Origin of the sequence: Spiribacter vilamensis, from assembly GCF_004217415.1 — a bacterium.
Classification (GTDB): domain Bacteria; phylum Pseudomonadota; class Gammaproteobacteria; order Nitrococcales; family Nitrococcaceae; genus Spiribacter; species Spiribacter vilamensis.
Genome location: NZ_SHLI01000001.1, coordinates 1,386,254 through 1,408,275 on the forward strand (window position 1 = coordinate 1,386,254; position 22,022 = coordinate 1,408,275).

Genomic DNA, 22,022 nt, shown 5'->3' on the forward strand with positions numbered 1-22,022 from the left:
CAAACGCATTGTTCAGAGACACCGCCAAAAATCCGGTGCAACCAAAAGGTCGGTTTCGCAGTCAATTTCGGCCCATCCGTTATCAACAAAGGCCGCTCTCGCTTCCCAGCCCTTATCTATCAGGTGCTGTACAAAGCTTGTCATGTACATATTGTCGTAATCCTTGCCGTCGTAGCTGGCGGCTCGGTCCATTGCACGCCACACCTGCGGAAGCCACGCTACATGATCTGCGCGGATTTTTATGAGGCCGGTGTACTGACCTTGAATATCAGCGTAGCTCTCCGGCTTTTTACCCAGTTCGATTATTCGGTCACCGTCTGCAAGTCTGAGCGTCTCGGCGTCGGCCAAAGGGTCGTCCATCCGTGCCGCCCAATAGCGTTGCCACTCGCGGTCCACCGCCAGGCCGATAGGGGCGTCCACCGCTTGCAACGCCGCCAGAACACGCGGCTCAAACACGATGTCGCCGTAGCTAATGATGAGGTCATCCTCCCCAGTCATTACCGAATTCGCCGCAAAGAGAGTGCTGACCATATTGGTCTCAGCAAAACGCTCGTTGATGTGGCGGGTGAAGTCGGGGCGATCCAGCTGGTCGGCGCGGTAGCCCGCGACTACGTGGATGTCATCAACCCCGGCGGCACGAAGCACCTCGAGCTGATGATCCAGCAGCGGCTTACCAGCCAGCTCCACCAGGCACTTGGGCTTGTCGTCGGTCAGCGGGCGCAGGCGAGTACCCTGCCCGGCGGCGAGGATGATGGCTTTCATGAATGCGCTCCTTTGGAAATGCTCAGGGCTGTGCCTCCCAGGTGTCTGCGAATGAGTCGTTGGTCGGCTTCGGTCACCGGCGAATCCCGCTCCGGGTGCCACATGATCCCGAGCCAGGGCCAGTTCCGATGGCGCAGCGCCTCGACCGCGCCGTCGTCAGACCAGGCCTTGGCCTCAAGATCGTTACCTAGGTCAGCGTCGAGCACGCCCTGGTCGTGATAGCTGTTTACTTCGCGGCCTGTGGTGCCGACCAGCGACCCGCTCACCCGATGGCGCACCGCCACATGGCCAGACACCGGTCGCAGATCGCCGCCCTGGTGATGGTTAATCATCTGCATGCCTCGGCAGATCCCGAGCACCGGCAGTCGGCAGGCGGCGGCGTGGATTAGCAGCGCCGTCTCCAAGCAGTCGCGCTCAGGAGTCTGGCCGATGTCGTTGCCGCCGCTCAGGACTACCGCATCAGGCATCAGGGCCTCGAGGTATTCCCCGTGATCGTTGATGGCGCTCGCCATGGGCATCGGCAGGAAGCCGAGCTCCCAGAGCAGCAAGCTTAAGTGCACGTCGAGCGCATCGCGCACCTCATCGCGACCGGCCACGGAGTCACAGCGCTGACTCACCGCTACCCTTAACCTCACTGCAACACTCGCAGGATCCCGTTGGCCGGCGAGAGCTCCAGCACCCGCGCCCGGGCCAGTTTGCGGTAGCGCTGTTCGCCGATGCCGATGGCCGCCGGCAGACCGAACTCCGCCGCACGGATGGCCATGTGGGAGTTGGCGCCGCCGTAGAGCGTCACCAGACCGGCGATCCCCTGCCCGAAAAGCCAGTCGTAGCCAGGATCAGCCTGGGGGATGAGGACAATCCGTCCGGTCACATTCAGGTCTTGGTCGGCTGGCTGGTCGGCGAGATCGAGACAGTCGGAGGTTATGCAACCGGAGCCAATAAAATTAGGCCGATCGGCGCCGATGACAAAGGCGTCGAGGTCGGCCTGCTCGGTGAGCAGTGGCGGCAGCTCACAGGCTGCAGCCACCCGCCGCGCCTCGGCCTCCTCCTCAGCGCGCCGCCGCAGATGGCTGGCGATGGCCTCGTTTGTGCGCGCGGTGGTGCGCAAAGCGAGCAACTCGTCCAGCGGCAGTTGGGCCATCAAGTCACGCTCCAGCCCGTAAGCCGCCCCCACCTCGGCTAGCAGCTCAAGCGCCGCCGACAGATTCCGGCTGAAGATAAACTTGGCGTATTCACGCCCTTCGATGGCTTGGCGAAGGAAGGGCTCCACCACATCTGGCTCTGCCGGCAGACCGAGCTTGGCCAGCGCCGCGAAGAACTCCTCGCGCTCCGCCTGCCACGGCCCAGGGTTCTGCTCTTCTACGGCGGCCTCCCCGGCGTGCTCCACAAGCGGCCGCAGGAAACGCTCCGGGTCAGCATCGTAGCGCGGGGAGGAGATGTCGTACGTACCTGGACGCAGGTGGCCGTAACGGGCGATAAAGGCGTCCTCGCCCATCTCCCCGGCCGCAGTGGCCCGAGCATCTACGGTGAGCCGGTGGCTCACCGTTCGCACTGTGGAGAGAAAGCTTTCCCGAGCGGCGGCGGAGATGATCCCGCACGCCTCTGCCTCGCGCAGCAGAGTCACAGCGATAAACCCGCTGCGGGCGAGATGGGCAAAGGGCAGCGTGCCCAGCCGCCGGCAGTCATCCAGCAGGATCCGGGCGCGTTCCAGCGGGACGAGCCGGGTGTCGGCATGGATCACGTCGAAGCGCTCGCTCAGGCTTTCAATACAGACCAAATCGTTCGCGCAGCGGTGGAAAGCGCCGGCCGTGATCTGGCGCAGCCCCTCGCGTAGGGCGTCGATTTCCTCGTTGCTAAAACCGCCTTCGTCCTTGAGCCGCCGCTCCCAGCCCTCGAAGCCGGGGGCGAGACAGGTAGGCACCACCTCGAACTCTACCTTGTCGTGGAGTTCCGGACGCTGGCGCAGCCATTCCAGATAGAATTCGAGCAGTCGTCCGGCCAGCTCTTCCGGCAGCGCCGCCGGCAAAAAAGAGGCGAAGCTGGCGCGCACATCGACATACGGGTGACCGGCGAAATCCACCAGCAGCGGCGCCGGGCGCACGTCGAGGTAACCGTACTCAGCGCGCTGGGTGGCCCAGGTCTCGTCCATGATGAGATGGCGATAGAGGCTGGCGGCCAGGGCGCCGGGGGCGGTACCGATGATTTCCGCCGGGTTCCAGTCCGGCATCACGCCATAGAGCGGCGCGGCGTTCCCCGGCAGATGGGGCGGCGCTGGGGTCAGAGTTTGCCAGCGTACGTGGGCGGCGGCCATGGCGGTATGGAAGGCGGCATCACTGAGGTCGCTGCCTTCGCGGTCCACGGCTATTGGACGGACTTGGAGGATATGCACCGAACCGGCGCCATCCAGCGCGAACTCCACGTCCAGCGCGTCGTAGCCCACGAGCGCCTCGATCTCGCGCAGCGCGGCCACCACGGGAGCTAGCTGAGGCTCCGGGAGGGCTTCGTGGTCCACATCCCGACGCAGCAGCAGGGTACGGTGGTCACCGCTAGCGCCGCTGGTGATCGCCTCAGTGTCGCCACTAGTCTCGTAGTTAACCACGTACCAAGGCGCTTTGTGCTCCAGAGTCCGGGTGAAGGCGACGCCGCTGGCAACGACGTCGGTGACCATAGGCTGGATCAGCACTTGGTCGCCGCCCTCTGCCATACGGTAAGAGGCGATGACCTGCTCGATGGCTTCCTCTAACCCACTGTTTACATCAACATTGAGAACGCTTTCGTAGCCACCAGCGTTTGAATATTGAAAGGAATCTTCAGTGCGAGCGCTAGACCGCACCACCAGTAAACCGGTTGAGAAACGGTGACGCACCCTTCTTAATACGGCCGCGCGACTTGCTTGCCACTCCGCCACGGTGCAGGAGACCTGATCCTGAATCACGGAATGACAAACCATGCCACGCAACCGACTCAGAGTCTCCGCCTTAGTGCCTAGGATGAAACGGGCAATGTCACGTGGCTCGTTAAACTCTGCCCAATCGCCTGCAACGTCCACGCCCGCTACCGAAAGGCCCGCCGATCGCAAGTACTCGATATACTCGGAGAGGTGGCTTTGGCGCAAACTCTCAGGACTATCCACGCGGAGGCGCTCCAGCCACGTAAGCGCCCGCACAGAAAAACGCACTAAACCAATGAACTCACCAGTCGCCCAATCTGCTGGTAGGTCAGCGCCCAAGCGCTGAATATTTTCGCCGCAAGCGACTACCTTCTCAAACCGGGACAGATCCTCAACTTGGCGACCGACATAGCGGCGTTCCCAAGCGCTGTCCCACGCAACCGCAATATCAGCATCGCAACGGGCCAGCAACAGCGGTACCGCCTCACGGAAGAGAATATCGCTATAGCAGACCAGAATTGGCACATCACAGGAAAACGGAGCAGCGAGAAGTGAGGCGCCGCTGCCGGTTTGCTCCCAATCGTCGTTCTCTACCACTGAAAGTTTTGGAAAGCGCCTACGGACCACATCGGACTGGTAGCCCGCGACAAATGTCGCATCTGCTACTGTCCTGCCAGAAGCATCTAACAACCACTGCAGCATGGAGGTGCCCGAACTCGGCTCGTGTAATGCCGCTGGCAAATCGCCACGGTGAGGTTGCCCGGCACCTAGAATCACCAAATCCTTCTGCATTGTATCGCTGGACCGACTCATTGTTCTTGCCGCCGACCTCTACTAATCATCAGCTTAACAACATGATCTCTCAGTTTAGGATGCATGAAATGAAAGCTGTGGCCTTCATGGCTGTTTTGCAGAATAGCTGGCAAACAGCTAGGTCTGGTACCGAGTGATTCAGCTTTTTGAATAACTTTTGTTAGCGATTTAGCACGCAGCCATGGATCAAAAGTTTGAAGCAGCGATCTATAGACCTCACCATATGAAAAGTGATCGATATCTGCCGGGAAGCTTGGTGCCGGGTAGTAAGACCGATGGACTATGTCTCCCGTGTCAATCCCCGCATTCATATAAAAACTTGTCACAGCTGGACTACCTGCATCAAGCGTCGACCAAAACAATCCATCAGCACCACGGACTGACGGAAGCCACCCGGGGTGCATATGCAAAAGCTTTTTGTTTGCAGAGCTAATAAAACTATTTTTCAATATGCCACCACCGGAAAATATGGCAATATCTTCTGTTGATGCTGCTACTAACTCTGCTAACTTCGGATCGTTTATACCTTGTTTCACCTTCAAATAATCTACTTCTGAATCGAAGCAATCACGAATACTTGATGCAGCCAACACCGTGTCCGCATGAAAACAATCCTGCGGCCTAAGATCTAACTCGTTTTTTATAAACTTATTTTGCTTTGAAGCGGATAATTTTCGTAAAACTTTTTTCAGTTGTTGCTTAGGAGATGTAGAATTACTAAGCACAATTATTCTGCGAGGTTGGCACTTGAATGCTTTCATGAGAGCAAGATACTTCAACGCAGCTACTCCGGGATGAAAAATCAATACGGCGTTCGTATCTTTTTCTTTTATCTCCTCTCTTACCTCTTCTACTAAGGAAACCTTAGCCGAATCGTCAAAACTACTGGGCGGCATTCGCACGCTCTCTATCAGTTCTTCTAGACTATTCTCTGCCTGAAAACCAAACTCACCCATTCTTCCATCTTGCAGTTTTAGGAGCGTATTGATGAGCTTAGCTTTTAGACTGAATTGCTCAATAGTGTGAACCCTCACGAGTATGATGCGAGCAAGCGCCGCTAAATCGCTCTGCTTTAATAGTCCCGTTTCTGCGTTGCCAACCGTTAGCTTATCGTCTGTATACTCATTATACAGCACCCCATGAACATCGATCCGAGAACAAACTCTTGACAGAGTCGCATTATCTATTTGCTCGTTACGGACTTCTTTTCTTAAATCAAACAATTCAATTATGTCTTTTTTGCAGGTCACTAAGATACGACATCGCCAGGATCGCCCAGGACCACCCGAGAAACGTCGCCGGCCGAGTCTGACGACGGGGTGCACGATCCTTCAATGGCACGACCTTCCGCTGTGGCATCCCTACTCCGCGCCGTCGCTCGGCATCGTCCCCACCCGCGCCCGCAGCTCCGCAATCTCCGCCTGCAGCGCCTGGTACTCCGCCTCCTTGCGGCGCAGGAAGGTGAACGTCATCCGTGTCTTCTCCTCGATGCCCTGCGGCGTGAGGAGATAGGCGTATCGGAGCTTTCGTGAGCTGTGCTGGAAGTTCGACAGCTTCACCAGCCCCTTGTCGATCAGCGCCCGCAGGCAGTAATGCGTCTTCCCCAGACTCACCCCCAGCTCCCGCGACAACGCCCGCTGACTCAACGTCGGGTCCCGCTCCAGCGCCTCCAACGCCCTCAACGCCAACCCCTCATCCAGCGACGACGTGTTCGAAATACCAGGCATGAATAAGTACTACGCAGAGATGCGGTGTCGCGCGGGATCAGTGGATTCTCGCCATCGACTTCACGAACACGGAGAAGATCTGTAGCGCGGGATTGGTGGGTTCCTGCCGCCGACTTCAGGAACGCGAGGACGCGATGCAGGGTGGAATTGTCTGGCTTCAACCGCCGACTTCAGGAACGCGGAGGCGGTTGAAGCCAGACAATTCCCAACCCCAACCAGCCATTTAGGCACGCTACCGCCAATGCCGATCTCGCCAAATTTCAGCGAATCAGCGACTTATAGATTTTGTGAAGTGTGACCGAGCGCACAGCGGCAAGTCAATTCACCGCCTCCGCGGCCGACGGATCATCGCCGTCCCTCATTGATCCAGTCGTCCACTTCCGCGTCCGGAACGCCCTTGATCAGGGATAGTGCCCGCATCGCATCAACGGCCTCGCGCCGTTCCGCGGGAAGGTTGATGAAGGGGATGGCGGGCTGTGTCATAGGCTTCGGGTTAACGCATGTGATCGCACTGGCTGACAACGTGCTCACGCCAGAAGGGCTACACGTGATGATCATCGTTCACCACGGCTGGAGCCGGCATACGCTTACCCCGTTCGGCGAGCGCAGCAGCGGTCGTTTCAACAGTATCGATGGCGAGTTCATAGGCCTCCTGGAACGTCTCGCCATACTCGGCGACGTCCGGCAGTTCACGCACGCGTGCCTCGAAGCAGGCGCCATCCTCATCGTGCATACGGCGCACAGTGATGTTGTAGTCGTGGGGATACATTGCCGTTCGCCTCCCAGATAGTCACTCAGTGACTGATAATGCGTCCTCAGCATCGTACGAATCTTGCGCACATAAGCCGGTTTGATTTCGGGATTCTTCCCGTGTCCGCATGTTTGACATCCTCCTCGCCCTGACGGGCGAGGATTCCTACCGCGCCTGTGCCGACGCAATGTCGGCACAGGTCGCCTCAGTGGGTTCCTACTTCGCCGGAGCAGCCATACCGACACCGAGGTGCCGGTATGGGCTTACATCCCCTCCACAGGCCGTTGCGGCATGTCCTGCCGCCAGAATGTTGCGAGCGGCATTCACGTCGGCATGAGCCGTGTGGCCGCAGACAACACACTCGAACCGGGATTGGCTCGGACGATTCTCCTTTGCCACGTGACCACAGGCCGAACAGGTTCGGCTGGTGTTGCGTGGCTCGACCGTCTCGACAATCCCGCCGCGCCATGCCTGCTTGTACGCAAGCTGGCGACGCAACTCGCCCCATCCCTGGTCAAGGATAGAGCGGTTGAGTCCCGATTTGGCGCGGACATTTTGTCCCGGTTGATCAACCGTTCCCGACGCAGACCGGGTCATGTTCCGCACCTGCAGGTCCTCGATCACCACCGCGGCGTGATTTTTGCTGAGGGTGGTGGTGAGCTTGTGCAGGTAGTCGCACCGGGTGTTGCCGACTCGGGTGTGAATTTTCCGGATGCGGGCCCTGGCCTTGATCCAGTTGCGGGAGAACTTACGCTTGCGGCTCAGATCACGTTGCGCCCTCGCGAGTTGCCGCTGGCGCTTGGCCAGTGCGTTGACGGGCGCGATGATCTCGCCGGTGGACAGCGTGGCAAGGTTCGCGACGCCCAGATCCACCCCGACCATGGAAGTGGCCGGATGACGCGGCGTCTCGACCTCGCACTCGGTCTGAATGCTGACAAACCACTTGCCGCCCGATGCCAATACCGTGACATTCTTCACGGTCCCGAGCACCTCCCGACTCTTGCGGTACCGAATCCAGCCGAGCTTAGGGAGACAGATGCGGGCGTTTGCCTGATCCAGTTTCACGCCCTGCGGAAAGCGGAAGGCGTCATGCCAGCCGCGTTTTTTGAAGGCGGGAGGAGCAGCCCGGCCCTCGAAGAAGTTGGCATAAGCCCGCTCCAGATCTTTCAGGGCCTGCTGGAGCGATTGGGACGGGGCGTGGGTGAGCCACTGCGTCTGCGAGTCTTGCTTCCAGGCCGACAACTCTTTGCACAGACCGGCGTAGCCCAGTTTCTTCTCTCCGCTTTCGTGCCGAGCTTTTTGCAACGCCAGAGCCCGGTTATAAACGAACCGGCTCGAGCCGGCGAAGCGGCGGGCCATCTTTTCCTGATGACCGTTCGGCCGGAGCTGGAATTTGAAGGCTTGCAGGCGCTGCATGCCTTAAAATGTATTGGGTCTACGAGCTCGACTCAAGATAGCCGCACTGCCCGGCACCGCGTTCTGCGGCGGAGCACCGATTTCCAACGTGCGCCAGTCCATCGAACAGTAGCGCCCCAAGGTAGGCGCCGGGGATATAAGCGGCCGGATCGTGACTCAGCACCAGGAGGGCGCCGTTATTCAGCTGACCGTCCGTGAGGAAGCGCAGTGATTGAAGCTGGTCCTGCGTAGTGCGCCACGGGGCGGTGATCAAAAGGTCGATCGCCACTGCGGCGCCGCTCTGCCAACCGGCGCTCCTGCTCCGGCTTAGAGAGCATTGATCGCGATCTCCTCGGTATTACCAATGTCAGTCATGCCGTCTCGGGGAGAGGCTCTAAGTGCCCTCGATTTCACGACGTGCCGCATTATCAAGGGTTCGGCGCGCCCAGGCATTCAGGCTCTTCCCGTGGCGCTCGGCCGCCTCCGCCAGTAGCCGATGCTCCTCGCTGGACATCCTGATGTTGAACCGGCCCGAGAAGGGCTTGGCAGGCTCTAGACCGCGTTCCTCGCAGAGCTCGACGTAACAGTCGAGCGAGTTCCTGAACTCCTGTTTCAGCTCCGCAGGTGTATGGCCATAGAAATTCACGACATCGCGGATGTTAATGATGCGCCCATGGAAAATCTCGCGCTCTTCGTCATAGGTAATTCGAGCAATGTAGTCGCCCAGCTTCATCGTGCTCATCACAGCCTCCTAAGGCCTTACGCCGCAGCTTTTGAGGAAATCTCTCAGGTCAGCTACCGCACCTTTATCGAGAGAAGGAGCAGGGTGTGGCCGATGCTGCACATTCACTCTCTCGTTGAGAATAAACGCCACCCTGGACCCTCGTCGCTCTGTTACTTCCGATCCGAGCGCCTGCATCAGGGAAACAACTTCATGCCATTGGATATTAGCGCCAGGCGGATGGGCGAAAATGGCATCAAGCGTTTTTTGATGCTTTCGTTTCATGTAACTATGGTGCCTTTATATGGCACCTAATGCAACGATCTCAAGATCTGGACGAGAGAATCAACCTGGATCGCCCCCAGGACCAAGGTCGAGAGGTCGGCCTCTGAGCGATCAAACCGTAGCGTAAAGGCGGCTAACTCATACCGCCGACTTCAGGAACGCGGAGGCGGTCTGAGTTAGCCGCCTTTACGCCCCTCCTCACCGAATCCGTCGATACTGAATCGCCCCCATACACAACACCGCCAGCCCCAGCGTGAGCACCAGGCCGCCCTCGACGCCCTCCAGCGGCTGCGACACCGTAACGGCCGCCAGCACCAGCACCGCCAGCAGCCCCAGCGCCAGCACCGCATAGCGCGGCCAAACCCCGGATCGGTAGAGCGGCACCAGCGGCCGCAGCAACAGCACAAACACCAGCGCCAGCAGGATCAGCCCCGGCCACCCCGTGCGCTGCAACATCGCCATGGCATCGGATCGCAACCCATCCGGGATCAACGGCGTCGAGGCCCCCAGTAGCGCAGCCACCAGCCCCGCCGCCGCAATCAGCGCCAGTGCCGCCAGCGGCCCCGCGCGCAGCCAGCCCCGCCCGGCACGCTGGAGCTGACGGGCCAGCAGCGCGACACACAGCGGTAGCGGCATCGCCAGCAGGAGCAACCGATCCGGCCCGGCCAGGACGACATCTTCGACACCGGCCGTGCCGTCCGGCGACACACTCGCAATCGCCGCAGTGACCACCAGCGAGACCGTCAGCACCAGCGCCCCGCCCGGCACATGCCGCGGACTGCTCGCCAGCCACCAACCGAGCGGCAGCGCCGCCAGCCCACTCAGGGCCAGGCAGTGCCAGAGCGCCAGCGGCGCCGCGCCCTCCCCGACCATCCGGATCGCGATCCAGGCCGCCGCCGCCATCACTGCCCAGGCCAGCGGCTCGCGGATCAGGGTATGGATAAACCGTGTACCCGGCACGACCACCGCCCCAATCACCATCGCCAGTCCCAGCATGGCGGTATTCAGGCCGAACGGCAGGGTCGCCACCAGCAGGTAGAACCCGATCACGGCCATCGATTGCCGCAGCGGCGATAGCGGAATGCCGGTCACCCGGGCCCGGTCAGGATCCGCGATCCGCCAGTTCCGCAACCGCTGCAGCGCCAGCACGCTGCGCCAGCCCCGCTCGGTGAAAATGAAATGCACCCCACCGAAACCGAACAGGCCCAGCCACAGCCAGCCATCCGCCACACCCACCGCGGAGGCGGTGAGCCCCGTCGCCCCCAGCGCGGTGATCAGCGCGATGATGATCGATGTCGTCTGCCCGATGGTGAACCCGGCCCGGCTCAGAATATGGTGGAGATGCTCGCGGTCCGGATGGAACGGGCTCTGACCGCGCAGCAGGCGACGGATGATAAGGTTGAGCGTCTCCACCACCGGCACCGCCAGCAGCCAGGCGATACCCAGCGGCGAGATCACCCGCCCGGGCAGCATCGCCGTCTCGATGGCGAGCCAGATCACCGCGAACCCCAGCGCCAGGCTGCCGCCATCGCCCAGGAACACCGTGGCCCGGCGCCGCCAGGGCGTACGCAGGTTGAACACCAGGAACCCAAGCACCGCCGCCGCCAGGGTCAGCGCCAGCGCCGGCACCCGCGTATCGCCGGCCAGCGCGGCGGCAACGCTCAGCCCCGACAGGATCACCACCGCCGCCCCGCCGGCGAGGCCATCGGCGCCGTCCATCATGTTGAGGCTGTTCACGAAGCCGACGATCGCGATGACCGTCACCGGCATGGCCAGGAACCCCAGCCCGATCATCCCCAGCCCGGGGAAGCTGCCGAGATCCGTCAGGACCGGGCCGCCGGCCACCACCACCAGCGTCGCCATCACCAGCTGCGCGAGCAGCCGCAGGCTCGCCGGCAGCCCGATCGCATCGTCGACCAGACCGCTTACCGCGATCACCGCGAGCCCGGCGTAGAGGGCGCCATAGGGGCGCAGGGGAATGGGTAGCAGCAGCGTGGCAAGGCCGAAGGCGAGCAGGACCGCGACGCCGCCAATCAGCGGGACCGGCCGGGCATGGACCTTGCGCCCCCCGGGTTGATCGACGAGGCCGAGCGCGATGGCGGGCGCGCGCAGCACCATCACCCCGAGGATCGACAGCCCCAGCGCCAGCAATCCCGCCATGCCGATTGATTCCATCATGCCCATCCTCGGCGTCCCCAATCAGTGGTATTTCCGTCCCTGGAAGTCATCAAAGTATGCCCGATGTGCAGTGCACAAGCGAAACCCCGACCGAGACAACCCGTTTCGGCTGCGGTAGGGTTCTGGCCATGAAACGCTGGATCACCCGACTCCTCGCCGGCCTGGCGCTTGCCGGCTTCATCCTGCTGGGCGACGCCTGGCTGTTTGGCGGTGAGGCCGATTCCGCCGCGAGCGACCGCCCTGCCGCCTGGCAATCCATGGCCGAGGGCACAGTCCTGATCGAGCGGGAGCCCGGCCGTGGCGAAGACACCGAACCGACGCGACTGCCGGTCCGCATCGCCGACGACGCCCGCGAGCGTGGGCAAGGCATGCAGAACCTGCCCCCGGCGGTAATCCGCGAACACCCGATCTGGTTCGAGTTCCCCTCGCCACGGCGCACCGGCTGGCATATGCGTAATGTCCGGCTGGCGCTGGATATCGCCTATGTCGATGCGAACGGTGAGGTGTTGGCCGTCGAGCGGATGAGCCCCGGCGGCAGCGGCTATGGCATCAGCGAACCGATTGCCGCCGCCCTGGAGCTCGCCGCCGGCGAGGCCGAGCGGCTCGACATCGAACCCGGCACCCGGCTGACGCGCTCGCGCTAGCCCTTCTGCGGCCGGCGAACCCGGATGTGCAGATCGTCCAGCGCCTGGTTATCGACCCCCGCCGGGGCATCAGTGAGCAGGCAGGTCCCGGTCTGGGTCTTGGGGAAGGCCATGACGTCGCGGATCGAGCCGGCGCCGGCGATCAGCATCACCAGCCGGTCGAGGCCAAAGGCGATCCCGCCATGCGGCGGTGCGCCGTATTCCAGCGCCTCGAGCAGGAAGCCGAACTTCTCCTGCGCCGCCTCGGCATCGATCCCCAGGCGCTCGAACACCGCCCACTGCATCTCGGGCCGGTGGATACGAATCGACCCGCCGCCCAGCTCGGTGCCGTTCAGCACCAGGTCGTAGGCCCGCGAGACCAGTGACTCCGGATCCGCCGCCTTGAGCGCCTCCACCGAGTCGGTCTTGGGCGCGGTGAAGGGGTGATGCAGCGCGTAGTAGCGGCCGTCGTCCTCGTCGTACTCGAACATCGGGAAGTCGACCACCCACAGCGGCCGCCACTCGCCCTCGATCAGCTCCAGGTCATGGCCTAGGCGCACGCGCAGGGCCGCCAGCGACTCGTTGACCACTTTCGCCCGGTCGGCGCCGAAGAAGATCAGATCCCCCGCCGCGGCACCGGTCCGGGCGAGGATGTCCGTCACGACGGACTCCGGGAGGAACTTGAGGATCGGGCTCTGCAGGCCCTCGACGCCGGCGGTCGGGTCGTTGACCTTGATATAGGCGAGGCCCTTCGCGCCGTAGCGCCCCACAAAGTCGGTGTACTCGTCGATCTGCTTGCGGGTGAGCGACGCCCCGCCCGGCACGCGCAGCGCCGCCACCCGGCCGCGCGGATCCCGCGCCGGACCGGCGAACACCTTGAAATCGACGTCGGTCAGCAGATCACTGACCGTCACCAGCTCCATGGGGATACGCAGATCCGGCCGGTCGATGCCGAAGCGCTCGATGGCCTCGTCATAGGTCATCCGCGGGAAGCTGTCCGGCAGGTTAACGCCGGCGACGTCATGCATCAGCTCGCGGACCATCTGCTCCATCAGCTCCGTGATCTCGCCCTCGTCCATGAACGAGGTCTCGACATCGAGCTGGGTGAACTCGGGCTGACGGTCGGCGCGCAGGTCCTCGTCGCGGAAGCAGCGCACGATCTGGTAGTAGCGATCGAGCCCCGACATCATCAGCAGCTGCTTGAAGAGCTGCGGCGACTGCGGCAGCGCATAGAAGCTGCCCGCATGCAGGCGACTGGGCACCAGGAAGTCACGGGCCCCTTCCGGCGTGGCGCGGGTGAGCATGGGCGTCTCGATATCGAGAAAGCCGTAGCCATCGAGGAAGCGGTGCATGAAGCTCGTCACCCGGGCGCGGGTCACCAGGTGCTGCTGCATCGCCGGGCGGCGCAGGTCCATGTAGCGATGGCGCAGGCGTACGTCCTCGCCGACGTCGGTGTCATCGAGCTGGAAGGGCGGCGTCTTCGCCTCGTTGAGCACCTCGATCTCGTGGGCGAGCACCTCGACCTGTCCCGAGCCGAGGTTGTTGTTGGCGGTGCCCGCCGGGCGGCGACGGACGCGGCCTGTGATGCGCAGCACCCACTCGGGCCGGGCCCGGTCGGCGCTGGCAAACGCCTCTTCCCGATCCGGGTCGAACACCACCTGCAGCCGGCCCTCGCGATCGCGCAGGTCGATGAAGATGACCCCGCCGTGATCCCGCCGCCGGTGCACCCAGCCGCAGATTTCCACATCCTGATCGAGCAGGGCCTCGGTGACGTCGCCGCAGTAATGGGTGCGCATAGGGGATGGACCGCCTGTTAGTCGATAAGCCAAAGCGTTGAAATGTTAAGTGGTGGGGCGGGGGCAGGCAAGCCGCGCGGAGACGGCGAGGCCGGTGTGAATCAGCTGTCTTTGGTGTTGCTGGCCTGCTTGCCCGAGGCCTGCCCCGACGCCTTACCGCCGCCTTCGCCCTTCCCGGAGGCGTTCGCGTTGCCGGCTGCCTTGCCCGTGCCCTTGCTGTTGTCCTTGCTGGCGTCGTTACTGCCGGACGACTGGTCGCCCGCGATGTTGCGGCGGTTTTCCTTCTTGAAGTCCGTCTCGTACCAGCCGCTGCCCTTGAGACGGAACGCCGCGGCGGAGATCTTGCGCCGCAGGGCGGCGTGACCACAGTCGGGGCAATCGGTGAGCATGGCATCGCTCATGCCCTGCAGCGCTTCGAGCTCGTGGCCGCAATCATCGCAAACGTATTCGTAAATCGGCATGCTACTGCCTCCTGTCATCTGTCCAATGCGCACATGATAGCCGGTTTTGGGCCCTAAGGAGTCTGTCCGTGCCCCTTCAGATACTCGCCGCCATCTTCCTCGCCACCCTGCTGTTCGTGTTCGTCCAGATCGGCGTGGTGACGATCGCCTTCGACAAGCTGGGGCTGTCGCAGGGCTCGGCGATGCTGCTGCTGATCACATCGCTGGTCGGCAGCGGCATCAATCTGCCGCTGTTCACCGTCGACGCCACTCGCGAGCCCGACCCGCGCTGGGCGGAGCGCATGCGCTGGATGGCGGCCATGGCTCGTAAGCTCGACCCAAAGAAGGTCCTGATCGCGGTGAACGTCGGCGGCGGCATCATCCCGGTGGCGTTCTCGGTGTATCTGCTCAACCACAACCCGCTGGCGCCGCTGACGGTCCTCGCCGCCATCGCCATCCAGACCGGGGTCTGTTACGGATTCAGCCGGCCCATCAGCGGAGTCGGGATCGGGATGCCGATCTTCATCGCGCCGATAAGCGCGGCAATCACGGCGGTAACGCTGGCCCCGGAGAACAGCGCTCCCCTGGCCTACATCGGCGGGACGCTGGGTGTGCTGCTGGGAGCCGATGCCCTGCGCCTGCGCGATGTCCGCGGCCTGGGCTCGCCGCTGGCGTCGATCGGCGGCGCGGGGACGTTCGACGGGGTGTTTATTACCGGGCTGGTGGCGGTGTTGTTGGCATAGGCAGCGTCGCAAACCATTGCAGTTCATGCGCTCAATAGTGGCAACTCTCTGTTCTTAGGCGATAAGATCATTGCATTAACTATTGCATAACGGCGGTTTGAATGACGCGTCCATCACGCATTCAGTGGTCTCGAGTCGCGCAGATCTTGCAGGCGCAGGGACCGGTGAGTGGCCCTCGCCTAGCCCGCGATCTGGGCGTCAGCCTCGCCACCCTGCACCGCCACCTCAAGGCCCATCCCGATGGCTGGCTACAGAGCGGACAGGCATCGCGCCGCCGCTACGCCCTGCGACGGTCGGTCGCTGGCATCGAGGAGACGTCGCTCCCGGTCATGCGCATCGATGCCGAGGGCCGGGCCCATGACGCCGGGACGCTCACACCGATCGCACCCGAGGGCTGTCATTTCGACCTGCAGGCCCTGGGCTGGCCGGTGGATGAGGCGCAGCGCGATGGCTGGTGGGAAAGCCTGCCCTATCCGATCCTCGATATGCGGCCGCAGGGCTACATCGGGCGTCGTTATGCCCGGGCACTTTCGGATACGTTGCCGATTCCCGCCAATCCGACCTTGTGGAGTGATGACGATATCCTGCGGGTCATCGGCCGGCACGGCGCCGATCTGCCCGGCGACCTGGTGGTGGGACAGGCATCCATCGAGCGCTGGTACCGGGAGCGCGTCGGGGGTGAGCCGCCTGTAGCCGTGTGGGACCGGCAGGCGGATTACCCGGCGCTCGCCAGGCAGGCCATGGCCGAAACCCTGCCCGCATCCGGTGTCGGTGGCGAATTCCCCAAGTTCACGACCTGGTGCACGGATCCCGAGACCGGTGCGCCAACGCCGGTTATCGTCAAGTTCTCCGCGCCCGACGATGGGTCGGCCGTGGTGCAGCGCTGGCGGGATCTGCTCTACTGCGAGCATCTGGCATCACGAGCGCTGGCCGGGATAGCGGGAGTCAGTGCGTCGCAAACGAGGGTCATTGATACCGACTCGCGGCGTTTCTTCGAGATCGAGCGATTCGATCGGCAGGGCGCCTTCGGACGCCGTCCGGTCTCGACCCTCGCAGCGATCGATCCGGCGCTGGTGGGCCTGTTCAGTCACGACTGGCGTGTGGAGATTGCGGCATTGCATCGCCATGGCTGGCTGGATGCGGCGGGATGCGCGGCGGTGAGCCGGCAGTGGTGGTTCGGACAGATGATCGCCAATTCCGATATGCACCCGGGGAACTTGGCCTTTCGGGCCGTCGCGGCTGACGAGCAACGGCAAGGCCAGCCCCGCTTTGAGCCAACGCCGGCCTACGACATGCTGCCGATGGCCTATGCGCCACTGACGAGCGGCGAGATCCGTGAGCCGGACTTCGATCCACCGATGCCACAACCCGGCGAGTTCGCCGACTGGCAAGCGGCGGCCGAGGCAGCGATTGTTTTCTGGACGACCGTCGCGGAGACGTCGCACATCGGGACGGCGTTGAGACGGGCCGGCGAGGCAAACGCCCGGACCCTGGAGCGCATGGGCGGACAAATTGGGGGATCCGGCAGGCAATTCAAGGGATGTGATACCTCTTCCCGACTGCTCGCACACCCCCAATACGTATTGATCAGTGTGTATAGGGGATGCGTAAAAACGATGTGGGTGACGAGTGTGTGAGGAGTCGGGAAAGGATGACCGACTCGTCGGGCGCGGCTGCGATTGCGAGCCGCGACGTTTAGGGCTCGGCAAAGGTAAATTTCAGGTGCCGACTGGTTTCGATAACCGGAATCGGTCAACCATCGAAGCAATGTTCTACGGCGACAAATAAGGCGAGACGACCCATGGATTTCAATCGCTATCGCGAGGTACTTGCCGAACGCGTCGGTTCGCTAACTCGGCCGTTTGATGACGCCGAATACGATCGGCGCCGCCAGGCCGTTGTGCAGCGCATGACGGTGGCCGGCCTGGACGGGTTACTGGTCACCGACGCGGCGGATATCGGCTACCTCACCGGCTACAACACCTTCGAGGTGTCCGTGCATACCGCGCTGTTGCTGACGGTCGGGGGCAACCCACCGGGCCAGGCGGTCCTGCAGGTCCCGTCGATCGAGACCGGCCCGGCGGTGACCACGGCCCGGGTGGATGCGGTCTTCGGCTATCGCTGGGAGGGCGCGGACGGCGCCGTGGGACAGATGGCCGGGATCATCGCCGATCTGGGGCTGACGGGCCGTATCGGGACGGACAACTGGGGACCGGCGCTGCGCTGCGGGTTTCGCGACGGACTGGCGACGGCGCTGCCCGATCAATCCCTCGTCGACGCCTCGGGGCTGGTGGATGCGGTCCGGATCGTGAAAAGCGATGCCGAGATCGCGGTGTTGCGCGAGAGCGCGCGGATCACCGAGGCCGGTATCGCCGCGGCCGAGGCGCTGATCGCCCCCGGCGTCACCGACCAGCAGCTGGCCGCGGCCGGTGCAGCGGCCCTGATCGCCGAGGGGAGCGAGTTCATGAGCCTGCAGCCGATCGTCACGGCGGGCTGGCGCTCCAGCGTGATCCACTGCAACCATCAGCGATATACGGTGGCGTCGGGTGATCCGGTATTCCTCGAGTTCGGCTCGGCGTATCAGCGCTACACGGCGCCGATGATGCGCACTCGGGTGGCGGGGCCGGTGACCGATGAGATGCAGCGGACGGTGGAGACGATCCGCGCCATCCACGCGGCCCTGCTGGAGCACATGCGCCCCGGCGTCACCATGGATCAGGCCGCGGCCGCCGCCGATGCCGCCCTCGCACCCATGGCCGATCGAGCGTTCTTTTCAGGGGTCTATGGCTATACCGTCGGATTGCAGTTCCCGCCCTCGTGGGTGGAGGGATCCGGCTTCATCGCCCGGGGCGTGGAGCGCGAGTTCGAGGAGAACATGGTCTTCCACCTGCCCCTGATGCTCCGCATCCCCGGGGAATGGGGGATCGGCCTGAGCAACACCGTGCGGGTGACGGCTGGCGGCGGCGAGATGATTACGGGGAATGATCTGCGGTTGGAGGGTATAGAGAGGGCCTGACGACAAGTAAGGATTTGATACCTCTCTCCGAGCGCTTGCACACGCCCAATACGTATCGATCAGTGTGTATAGCGAATGTGTAAAAACGATGTGGGTTGCGAGTGTGCGAGGGATTGGAAAACGATGACAAAACCAGAGCGCGACGGTCAGCGCGAGGGCGCCAACTCTCCGACCACCAACGACTTGGCCACCGATTCCAACCTCACCAATCCCCCGGTCATCCTGATCACCGGCTGCTCCACCGGTATCGGCAGGCACTGCGCATTCGCCATGCAACAACACGGCTGGCGGGTATTCGCCACCGCCCGTCAGCCGGAGGACGTCGAGGCGCTTAAAAACGCCGGTCTCCACGACGCACTGCCCCTGGACGTAGATAACGACACCAGCATTCAACGCGCTGTCGATACCCTGCTCGGTCGCACCAGCGGCCGAATCGATGCGGTTTTCAACAATGCCGGTTTCGGCCAGCCCGGGGCCGTCGAGGACCTGCCGCGGGAGGCCCTTCGCGAGCAGTTCGAGACCAATGTCTTCGGCGCCCAGGCGGTCATTCGTGCCGTGCTACCCGCAATGCGCGCCCGGGGTCACGGCCGTATCGTCCAGCACAGCTCGGTTCTCGGCTTTATCGGCCTGCCCTGGCGCGGCGCCTATAACGCCTCCAAATACGCCCTGGAGGGCCTGACCGACACCCTGCGCCAGGAACTGCGCGGCAGTGGCGTCGAGGCGATCCTCATCCAGACCGGCCCGGTTACCAGCGAATTCCGCACCACTGGCCGCAAAAAATTCGACCGATGGATCGATCCCGCGACCAGTCCCCACGAGGTTACCTACCAGGGCGTGATCGATCGCCTCGAGAGCGAGGGCGACCCGCCGTTCACGCTCGGCGCCGACGCCGTCGCCCGCAAGCTGCGCAAGGCCGTCGAATCCACGAGGCCGAAGCCCCGCTACCACGTCACCGTCCCCACCCACGTATTCAAGGCACTGCGGCGAATCCTGCCGACCCGGGCCCTGGATACAGTCATTCGCTGGGTGAACGGCTAGGTCGGGTGGCTCTGAAAACCCGCAGCTGCACTCCGCTAATTCCGTTGGCCGTCGATCCAGGGAGTTGATATCTCTCCCCAAGCGCTTGCACACCCCCAATACGTACCGATCAGTGTGTATAGGGGATGTGCAAGGAGTCAGGAATACATGACAAAACCTGACCCGCACTCCGTATTCGCCAGGTTTAAGCCGCCACTGGCTCCGTGACGCGCTCGAGCGTCAGCCCGCCACGGCTCTCGCCATCGGCGCCGCCAGCCGCAACGTCATCACCCGCCGAAGCCGCATCCACCCGGATCCGATCGCCGGGCTGGAAATCACCGGCAAGGATGCGCTGGGCGAGCAGGTTCTCGACCCGCTGCTGGAGCACCCGCTTCAGCGGCCGGGCACCATACATCGGGTCGAACCCGGCCTCGCCGATCACATCCAGCGCCGCATCCGTCAGCTCCAGGGTCATATCCCGATCCTGCAGCCGCTCGGACAGATACCGTGCCTGCACCTCGGTGATCCGGCGAATCTGCTCGCGCTCCAGCGGATGGAACACCACCACGTCATCGACACGGTTGATGAACTCGGGCCGGAAGTGCTGGCCGACCACGCCCATCACCTCGCGCTTCATCTCCTCGTACTGCGCCTCACCGGCATGCGACTGGATGAGATGCGAGCCGAGGTTCGAGGTCATCACGATCACGGTGTTACGGAAATCCACCGTCCGGCCATGACTGTCGGTCAACCGCCCATCATCGAGCACCTGCAGCAGGATGTTGAACACATCCGCATGGGCCTTCTCGACCTCGTCGAGCAGCAGCACCGAATACGGCTTACGGCGCACGGCCTCGGTCAGATAGCCGCCCTCTTCATAGCCGACGTAGCCCGGGGGCGCCCCGATCAGCCGCGCCACGGAATGCTTTTCCATGAACTCCGACATATCGATGCGCACCATCGCGTCCTCGGTATCGAAGAGGAAGCTCGCCAGCGCCTTGCAGAGCTCGGTCTTGCCCACACCCGTCGGGCCGAGGAACAGGAACGAGCCGTTGGGACGGTTGGGGTCGGACAGCCCGGCCCGCGAGCGACGGATGGCATCGGATACCGCCTTGACCGCCTCGGACTGGCCAATCACACGATCGCCGAGGCCCTCTTCCATGCGCAGCAGCTTGTCACGCTCGCCCTCGAGCATCTTCGTGACCGGGATCCCGGTCCACTTCGAGACCACCTCGGCCACCTCCTCGTCGGTCACCGAATTGCGCAGCAGCTGCATCTCCTGATGCCCTTCGGCCTGCGAGGCCGTCTCGAGCTGCTTTTCGAGCTCGGGGATCCGGCCGTACTGCAGCTCGGACATGCGGGTCAGGTCACTGGCGCGGCGCGCCGTCTCGAGCTCCTGGCGGGCCTGCTCCAGGGCCTCCTTGAGCCCGGTGGTGCCCTCGACGGCGGCCTTCTCGCTGTTCCAGACCGACTCGAGCTCCTGGTACTCGTGCTCGATGTCGCTGATCTCCTGCTCAAGCGTGGCAAGGCGCTTCTTCGAGGCCTCGTCCGCCTCCTTGTTCAGCGCCTCGCGCTCGATCTTGAGCTGGATGAGCCGACGCTCGAGCCGATCCATGGACTCGGGCTTGGAGTCGATCTCGATACGGATGCGACTGGCGGCCTCGTCGATCAGATCGATGGCCTTGTCCGGCAGCTTGCGGTCGGTGATATAGCGCTGCGAGAGCGTCGCCGCCGAGACGATCGCCGGGTCGGTGATCTCGACGCCGTGATGCACCTCGTAGCGCTCCTTCAGTCCGCGCAGGATCGCCACCGTGTCCTCGACACTCGGCTCGTCCACCAGCACCTTCTGGAAGCGGCGCTCCAGGGCGGCATCCTTTTCGATGTTGGTCCGGTACTCATCCAGCGTGGTGGCACCGATGCAGTGCAGCTCGCCGCGGGCCAGCGCGGGTTTGAGCATATTGCCCGCATCCATTGAGCCCTCGGCCTTGCCGGCACCGACGATGGTGTGGATCTCGTCGATAAAGAGGATGATCTCGCCTTCCTGCTTGGCGAGGTCCTTGAGCACGCCCTTCATGCGTTCCTCGAACTCGCCGCGGTACTTGGCCCCGGCGACCATGGCGGCCATGTCCAGCGAGAGCACCCGCTTTTCCTTCAGCGCCTCGGGCACCTCGTGATTGACGATGCGCAGCGCCAGTCCCTCGACGATGGCGGTCTTGCCTACACCCGGCTCGCCGATCAGCACCGGGTTGTTCTTGGTGCGGCGCTGCAGGACCTGGATGGTCCGGCGGATCTCCTCGTCGCGGCCGATCACCGGATCGAGCTTGCCCTGCTCGGCGCGCTCGGTCACATCGATGGTGTACTTCTCGAGCGCCTGGCGCTGGTCCTCGGCATTGGGGTCGTCGACGTTCTCGCCGCCACGGGTGGTGTCGATCGCCTGTTCGAGGGCGGCCTTGTTGCCACCGGCCTGCTTGAGCGCCTCGCCCAGCCGGGTCTTGCCATCCTCGAGCGCCGCGAGCAGGAACAGCTCGCTGGAGACGTAGCTGTCGCCGCGCTTTTGCGCGCGCTTGTCAGTCAGGTTGAGCAGGCGGTTCAGGTCGTTGCTGACATGCACCTCGCCGCCGTCACCGGTGACCGTCGGCAGCCGGTCCACGGCATTGCCGAGCTGCGAGCGCAGCAGGTTGACGTTGACGCCGGCCTGCTGGAGCAGATGGCGGACACCGCCGCCCTCCTGGTCGAGCATGGCGAGTGTGAGGTGCTCGGGCTCGATCATCTGATTGTCACGGCCCACCGCGAGGGATTGCGCATCCGCGAGGGCCATCTGGAATTTCGTCGTCAGTTTGTCCGTACGCATGGTGCAGACTCCTT

General features: G+C 63.2%; 20 protein-coding genes. 5 read left to right on the forward strand and 15 right to left on the reverse strand.

Annotated features, from left to right (window positions below; translation table 11 throughout):
• Positions 1–12 precede the first annotated feature (12 nt).
• The 12 genes from EV698_RS06955 to EV698_RS07005 form a co-directional block, all read right to left on the reverse strand.
• A complete protein-coding gene (locus EV698_RS06955) occupies positions 13–762 on the reverse strand; it encodes a phosphocholine cytidylyltransferase family protein (protein ID WP_130503368.1) in 750 nt (249 codons plus the stop codon).
• Positions 759–1,379 carry a gamma-glutamyl-gamma-aminobutyrate hydrolase family protein gene (locus EV698_RS06960; protein ID WP_207220511.1) on the reverse strand — a complete coding sequence of 207 codons (621 nt, stop codon included), beginning with the start codon at positions 1,377–1,379 and terminating at the stop codon, positions 759–761. The genes EV698_RS06955 and EV698_RS06960 overlap by 4 nt, the downstream gene beginning before the upstream one ends.
• A 14-nt stretch (positions 1,380–1,393) precedes the next feature.
• A complete protein-coding gene (locus EV698_RS06965) occupies positions 1,394–4,444 on the reverse strand; it encodes a PEP/pyruvate-binding domain-containing protein (protein WP_130503370.1) in 3,051 nt (1,016 codons plus the stop codon).
• A 17-nt stretch (positions 4,445–4,461) separates the two neighbouring features.
• Positions 4,462–5,715, reverse strand: coding sequence for a formyltransferase family protein (locus EV698_RS06970; RefSeq protein ID WP_130503371.1), 1,254 nt, complete (start codon positions 5,713–5,715; stop codon positions 4,462–4,464).
• 111 nt (positions 5,716–5,826) lie between these two features.
• The gene (locus tag EV698_RS06975) at positions 5,827–6,192 is read right to left on the reverse strand and encodes a MarR family EPS-associated transcriptional regulator (RefSeq protein ID WP_130503372.1); all 366 of its coding nucleotides are present in this window, start codon (positions 6,190–6,192) and stop codon (positions 5,827–5,829) included.
• A 345-nt stretch (positions 6,193–6,537) separates the two neighbouring features.
• Positions 6,538–6,675, reverse strand: coding sequence for a hypothetical protein (locus EV698_RS10305; RefSeq protein ID WP_165385746.1), 138 nt, complete (start codon positions 6,673–6,675; stop codon positions 6,538–6,540).
• 58 nt (positions 6,676–6,733) lie between these two features.
• On the reverse strand, positions 6,734–6,961 hold the full coding sequence (locus EV698_RS06980; RefSeq protein ID WP_130503373.1) for a type II toxin-antitoxin system HicB family antitoxin: 228 nt from the start codon (positions 6,959–6,961) through the stop codon (positions 6,734–6,736).
• A gap of 198 nt (positions 6,962–7,159) precedes the next feature.
• Positions 7,160–8,359, reverse strand: coding sequence for an RNA-guided endonuclease InsQ/TnpB family protein (locus tag EV698_RS06985; protein WP_130503374.1), 1,200 nt, complete (start codon positions 8,357–8,359; stop codon positions 7,160–7,162).
• A gap of 19 nt (positions 8,360–8,378) precedes the next feature.
• A complete protein-coding gene (locus tag EV698_RS06990) occupies positions 8,379–8,627 on the reverse strand; it encodes a hypothetical protein (protein WP_130503375.1) in 249 nt (82 codons plus the stop codon).
• Positions 8,628–8,732: 105 nt separating this feature from the next.
• A complete protein-coding gene (locus tag EV698_RS06995; protein WP_130503376.1) occupies positions 8,733–9,080 on the reverse strand; it encodes a type II toxin-antitoxin system HicB family antitoxin in 348 nt (115 codons plus the stop codon).
• A 9-nt stretch (positions 9,081–9,089) separates the two neighbouring features.
• Positions 9,090–9,344: a type II toxin-antitoxin system HicA family toxin gene (locus tag EV698_RS07000; protein ID WP_130503377.1), complete on the reverse strand. Its 255-nt coding sequence runs from the start codon at positions 9,342–9,344 to the stop codon at positions 9,090–9,092.
• 198 nt (positions 9,345–9,542) lie between these two features.
• A complete protein-coding gene (locus EV698_RS07005; protein WP_165385747.1) occupies positions 9,543–11,522 on the reverse strand; it encodes a glycosyltransferase family 4 protein in 1,980 nt (659 codons plus the stop codon).
• Between the two features lie 128 nt (positions 11,523–11,650).
• Between EV698_RS07005 and EV698_RS07010 the strand changes: the two genes are divergently transcribed.
• Positions 11,651–12,166, forward strand: a complete 516-nt coding sequence (locus tag EV698_RS07010; RefSeq protein ID WP_165385748.1) for a DUF192 domain-containing protein — start codon at positions 11,651–11,653, stop codon at positions 12,164–12,166.
• On the opposite strand, the gene aspS is transcribed toward EV698_RS07010, so the two are convergent.
• Complete coding sequence (aspS, locus tag EV698_RS07015; protein WP_130503380.1) at positions 12,163–13,941, reverse strand: aspartate--tRNA ligase; 1,779 nt, start codon at positions 13,939–13,941, stop codon at positions 12,163–12,165. The genes EV698_RS07010 and aspS overlap by 4 nt on opposite strands.
• 101 nt (positions 13,942–14,042) lie before the next feature.
• Positions 14,043–14,402, reverse strand: coding sequence for an FmdB family zinc ribbon protein (locus tag EV698_RS07020; protein ID WP_130503381.1), 360 nt, complete (start codon positions 14,400–14,402; stop codon positions 14,043–14,045).
• 68 nt (positions 14,403–14,470) lie between these two features.
• On the opposite strand from EV698_RS07020, the gene EV698_RS07025 reads away from it, so the two are divergent.
• From EV698_RS07025 to EV698_RS07040, 4 genes are all read left to right on the forward strand, one after another.
• On the forward strand, positions 14,471–15,124 hold the full coding sequence (locus EV698_RS07025; protein ID WP_130503382.1) for a DUF1614 domain-containing protein: 654 nt from the start codon (positions 14,471–14,473) through the stop codon (positions 15,122–15,124).
• A gap of 101 nt (positions 15,125–15,225) precedes the next feature.
• Complete coding sequence (gene yjjJ / locus EV698_RS07030; protein ID WP_130503383.1) at positions 15,226–16,761, forward strand: type II toxin-antitoxin system HipA family toxin YjjJ; 1,536 nt, start codon at positions 15,226–15,228, stop codon at positions 16,759–16,761.
• 164 nt (positions 16,762–16,925) lie between these two features.
• Positions 16,926–18,140, forward strand: coding sequence for a M24 family metallopeptidase (locus EV698_RS07035; RefSeq protein ID WP_130503384.1), 1,215 nt, complete (start codon positions 16,926–16,928; stop codon positions 18,138–18,140).
• Between the two features lie 123 nt (positions 18,141–18,263).
• Positions 18,264–19,178 (forward strand): SDR family NAD(P)-dependent oxidoreductase, encoded by a 915-nt coding sequence (locus EV698_RS07040; protein ID WP_130503385.1) that lies wholly within the window; start codon positions 18,264–18,266, stop codon positions 19,176–19,178.
• 184 nt (positions 19,179–19,362) lie between these two features.
• On the opposite strand, the gene clpB is transcribed toward EV698_RS07040, so the two are convergent.
• On the reverse strand, positions 19,363–22,008 hold the full coding sequence (clpB, locus tag EV698_RS07045; protein WP_130503386.1) for an ATP-dependent chaperone ClpB: 2,646 nt from the start codon (positions 22,006–22,008) through the stop codon (positions 19,363–19,365).
• Between the last annotated feature and the right edge of the window lie 14 nt (positions 22,009–22,022).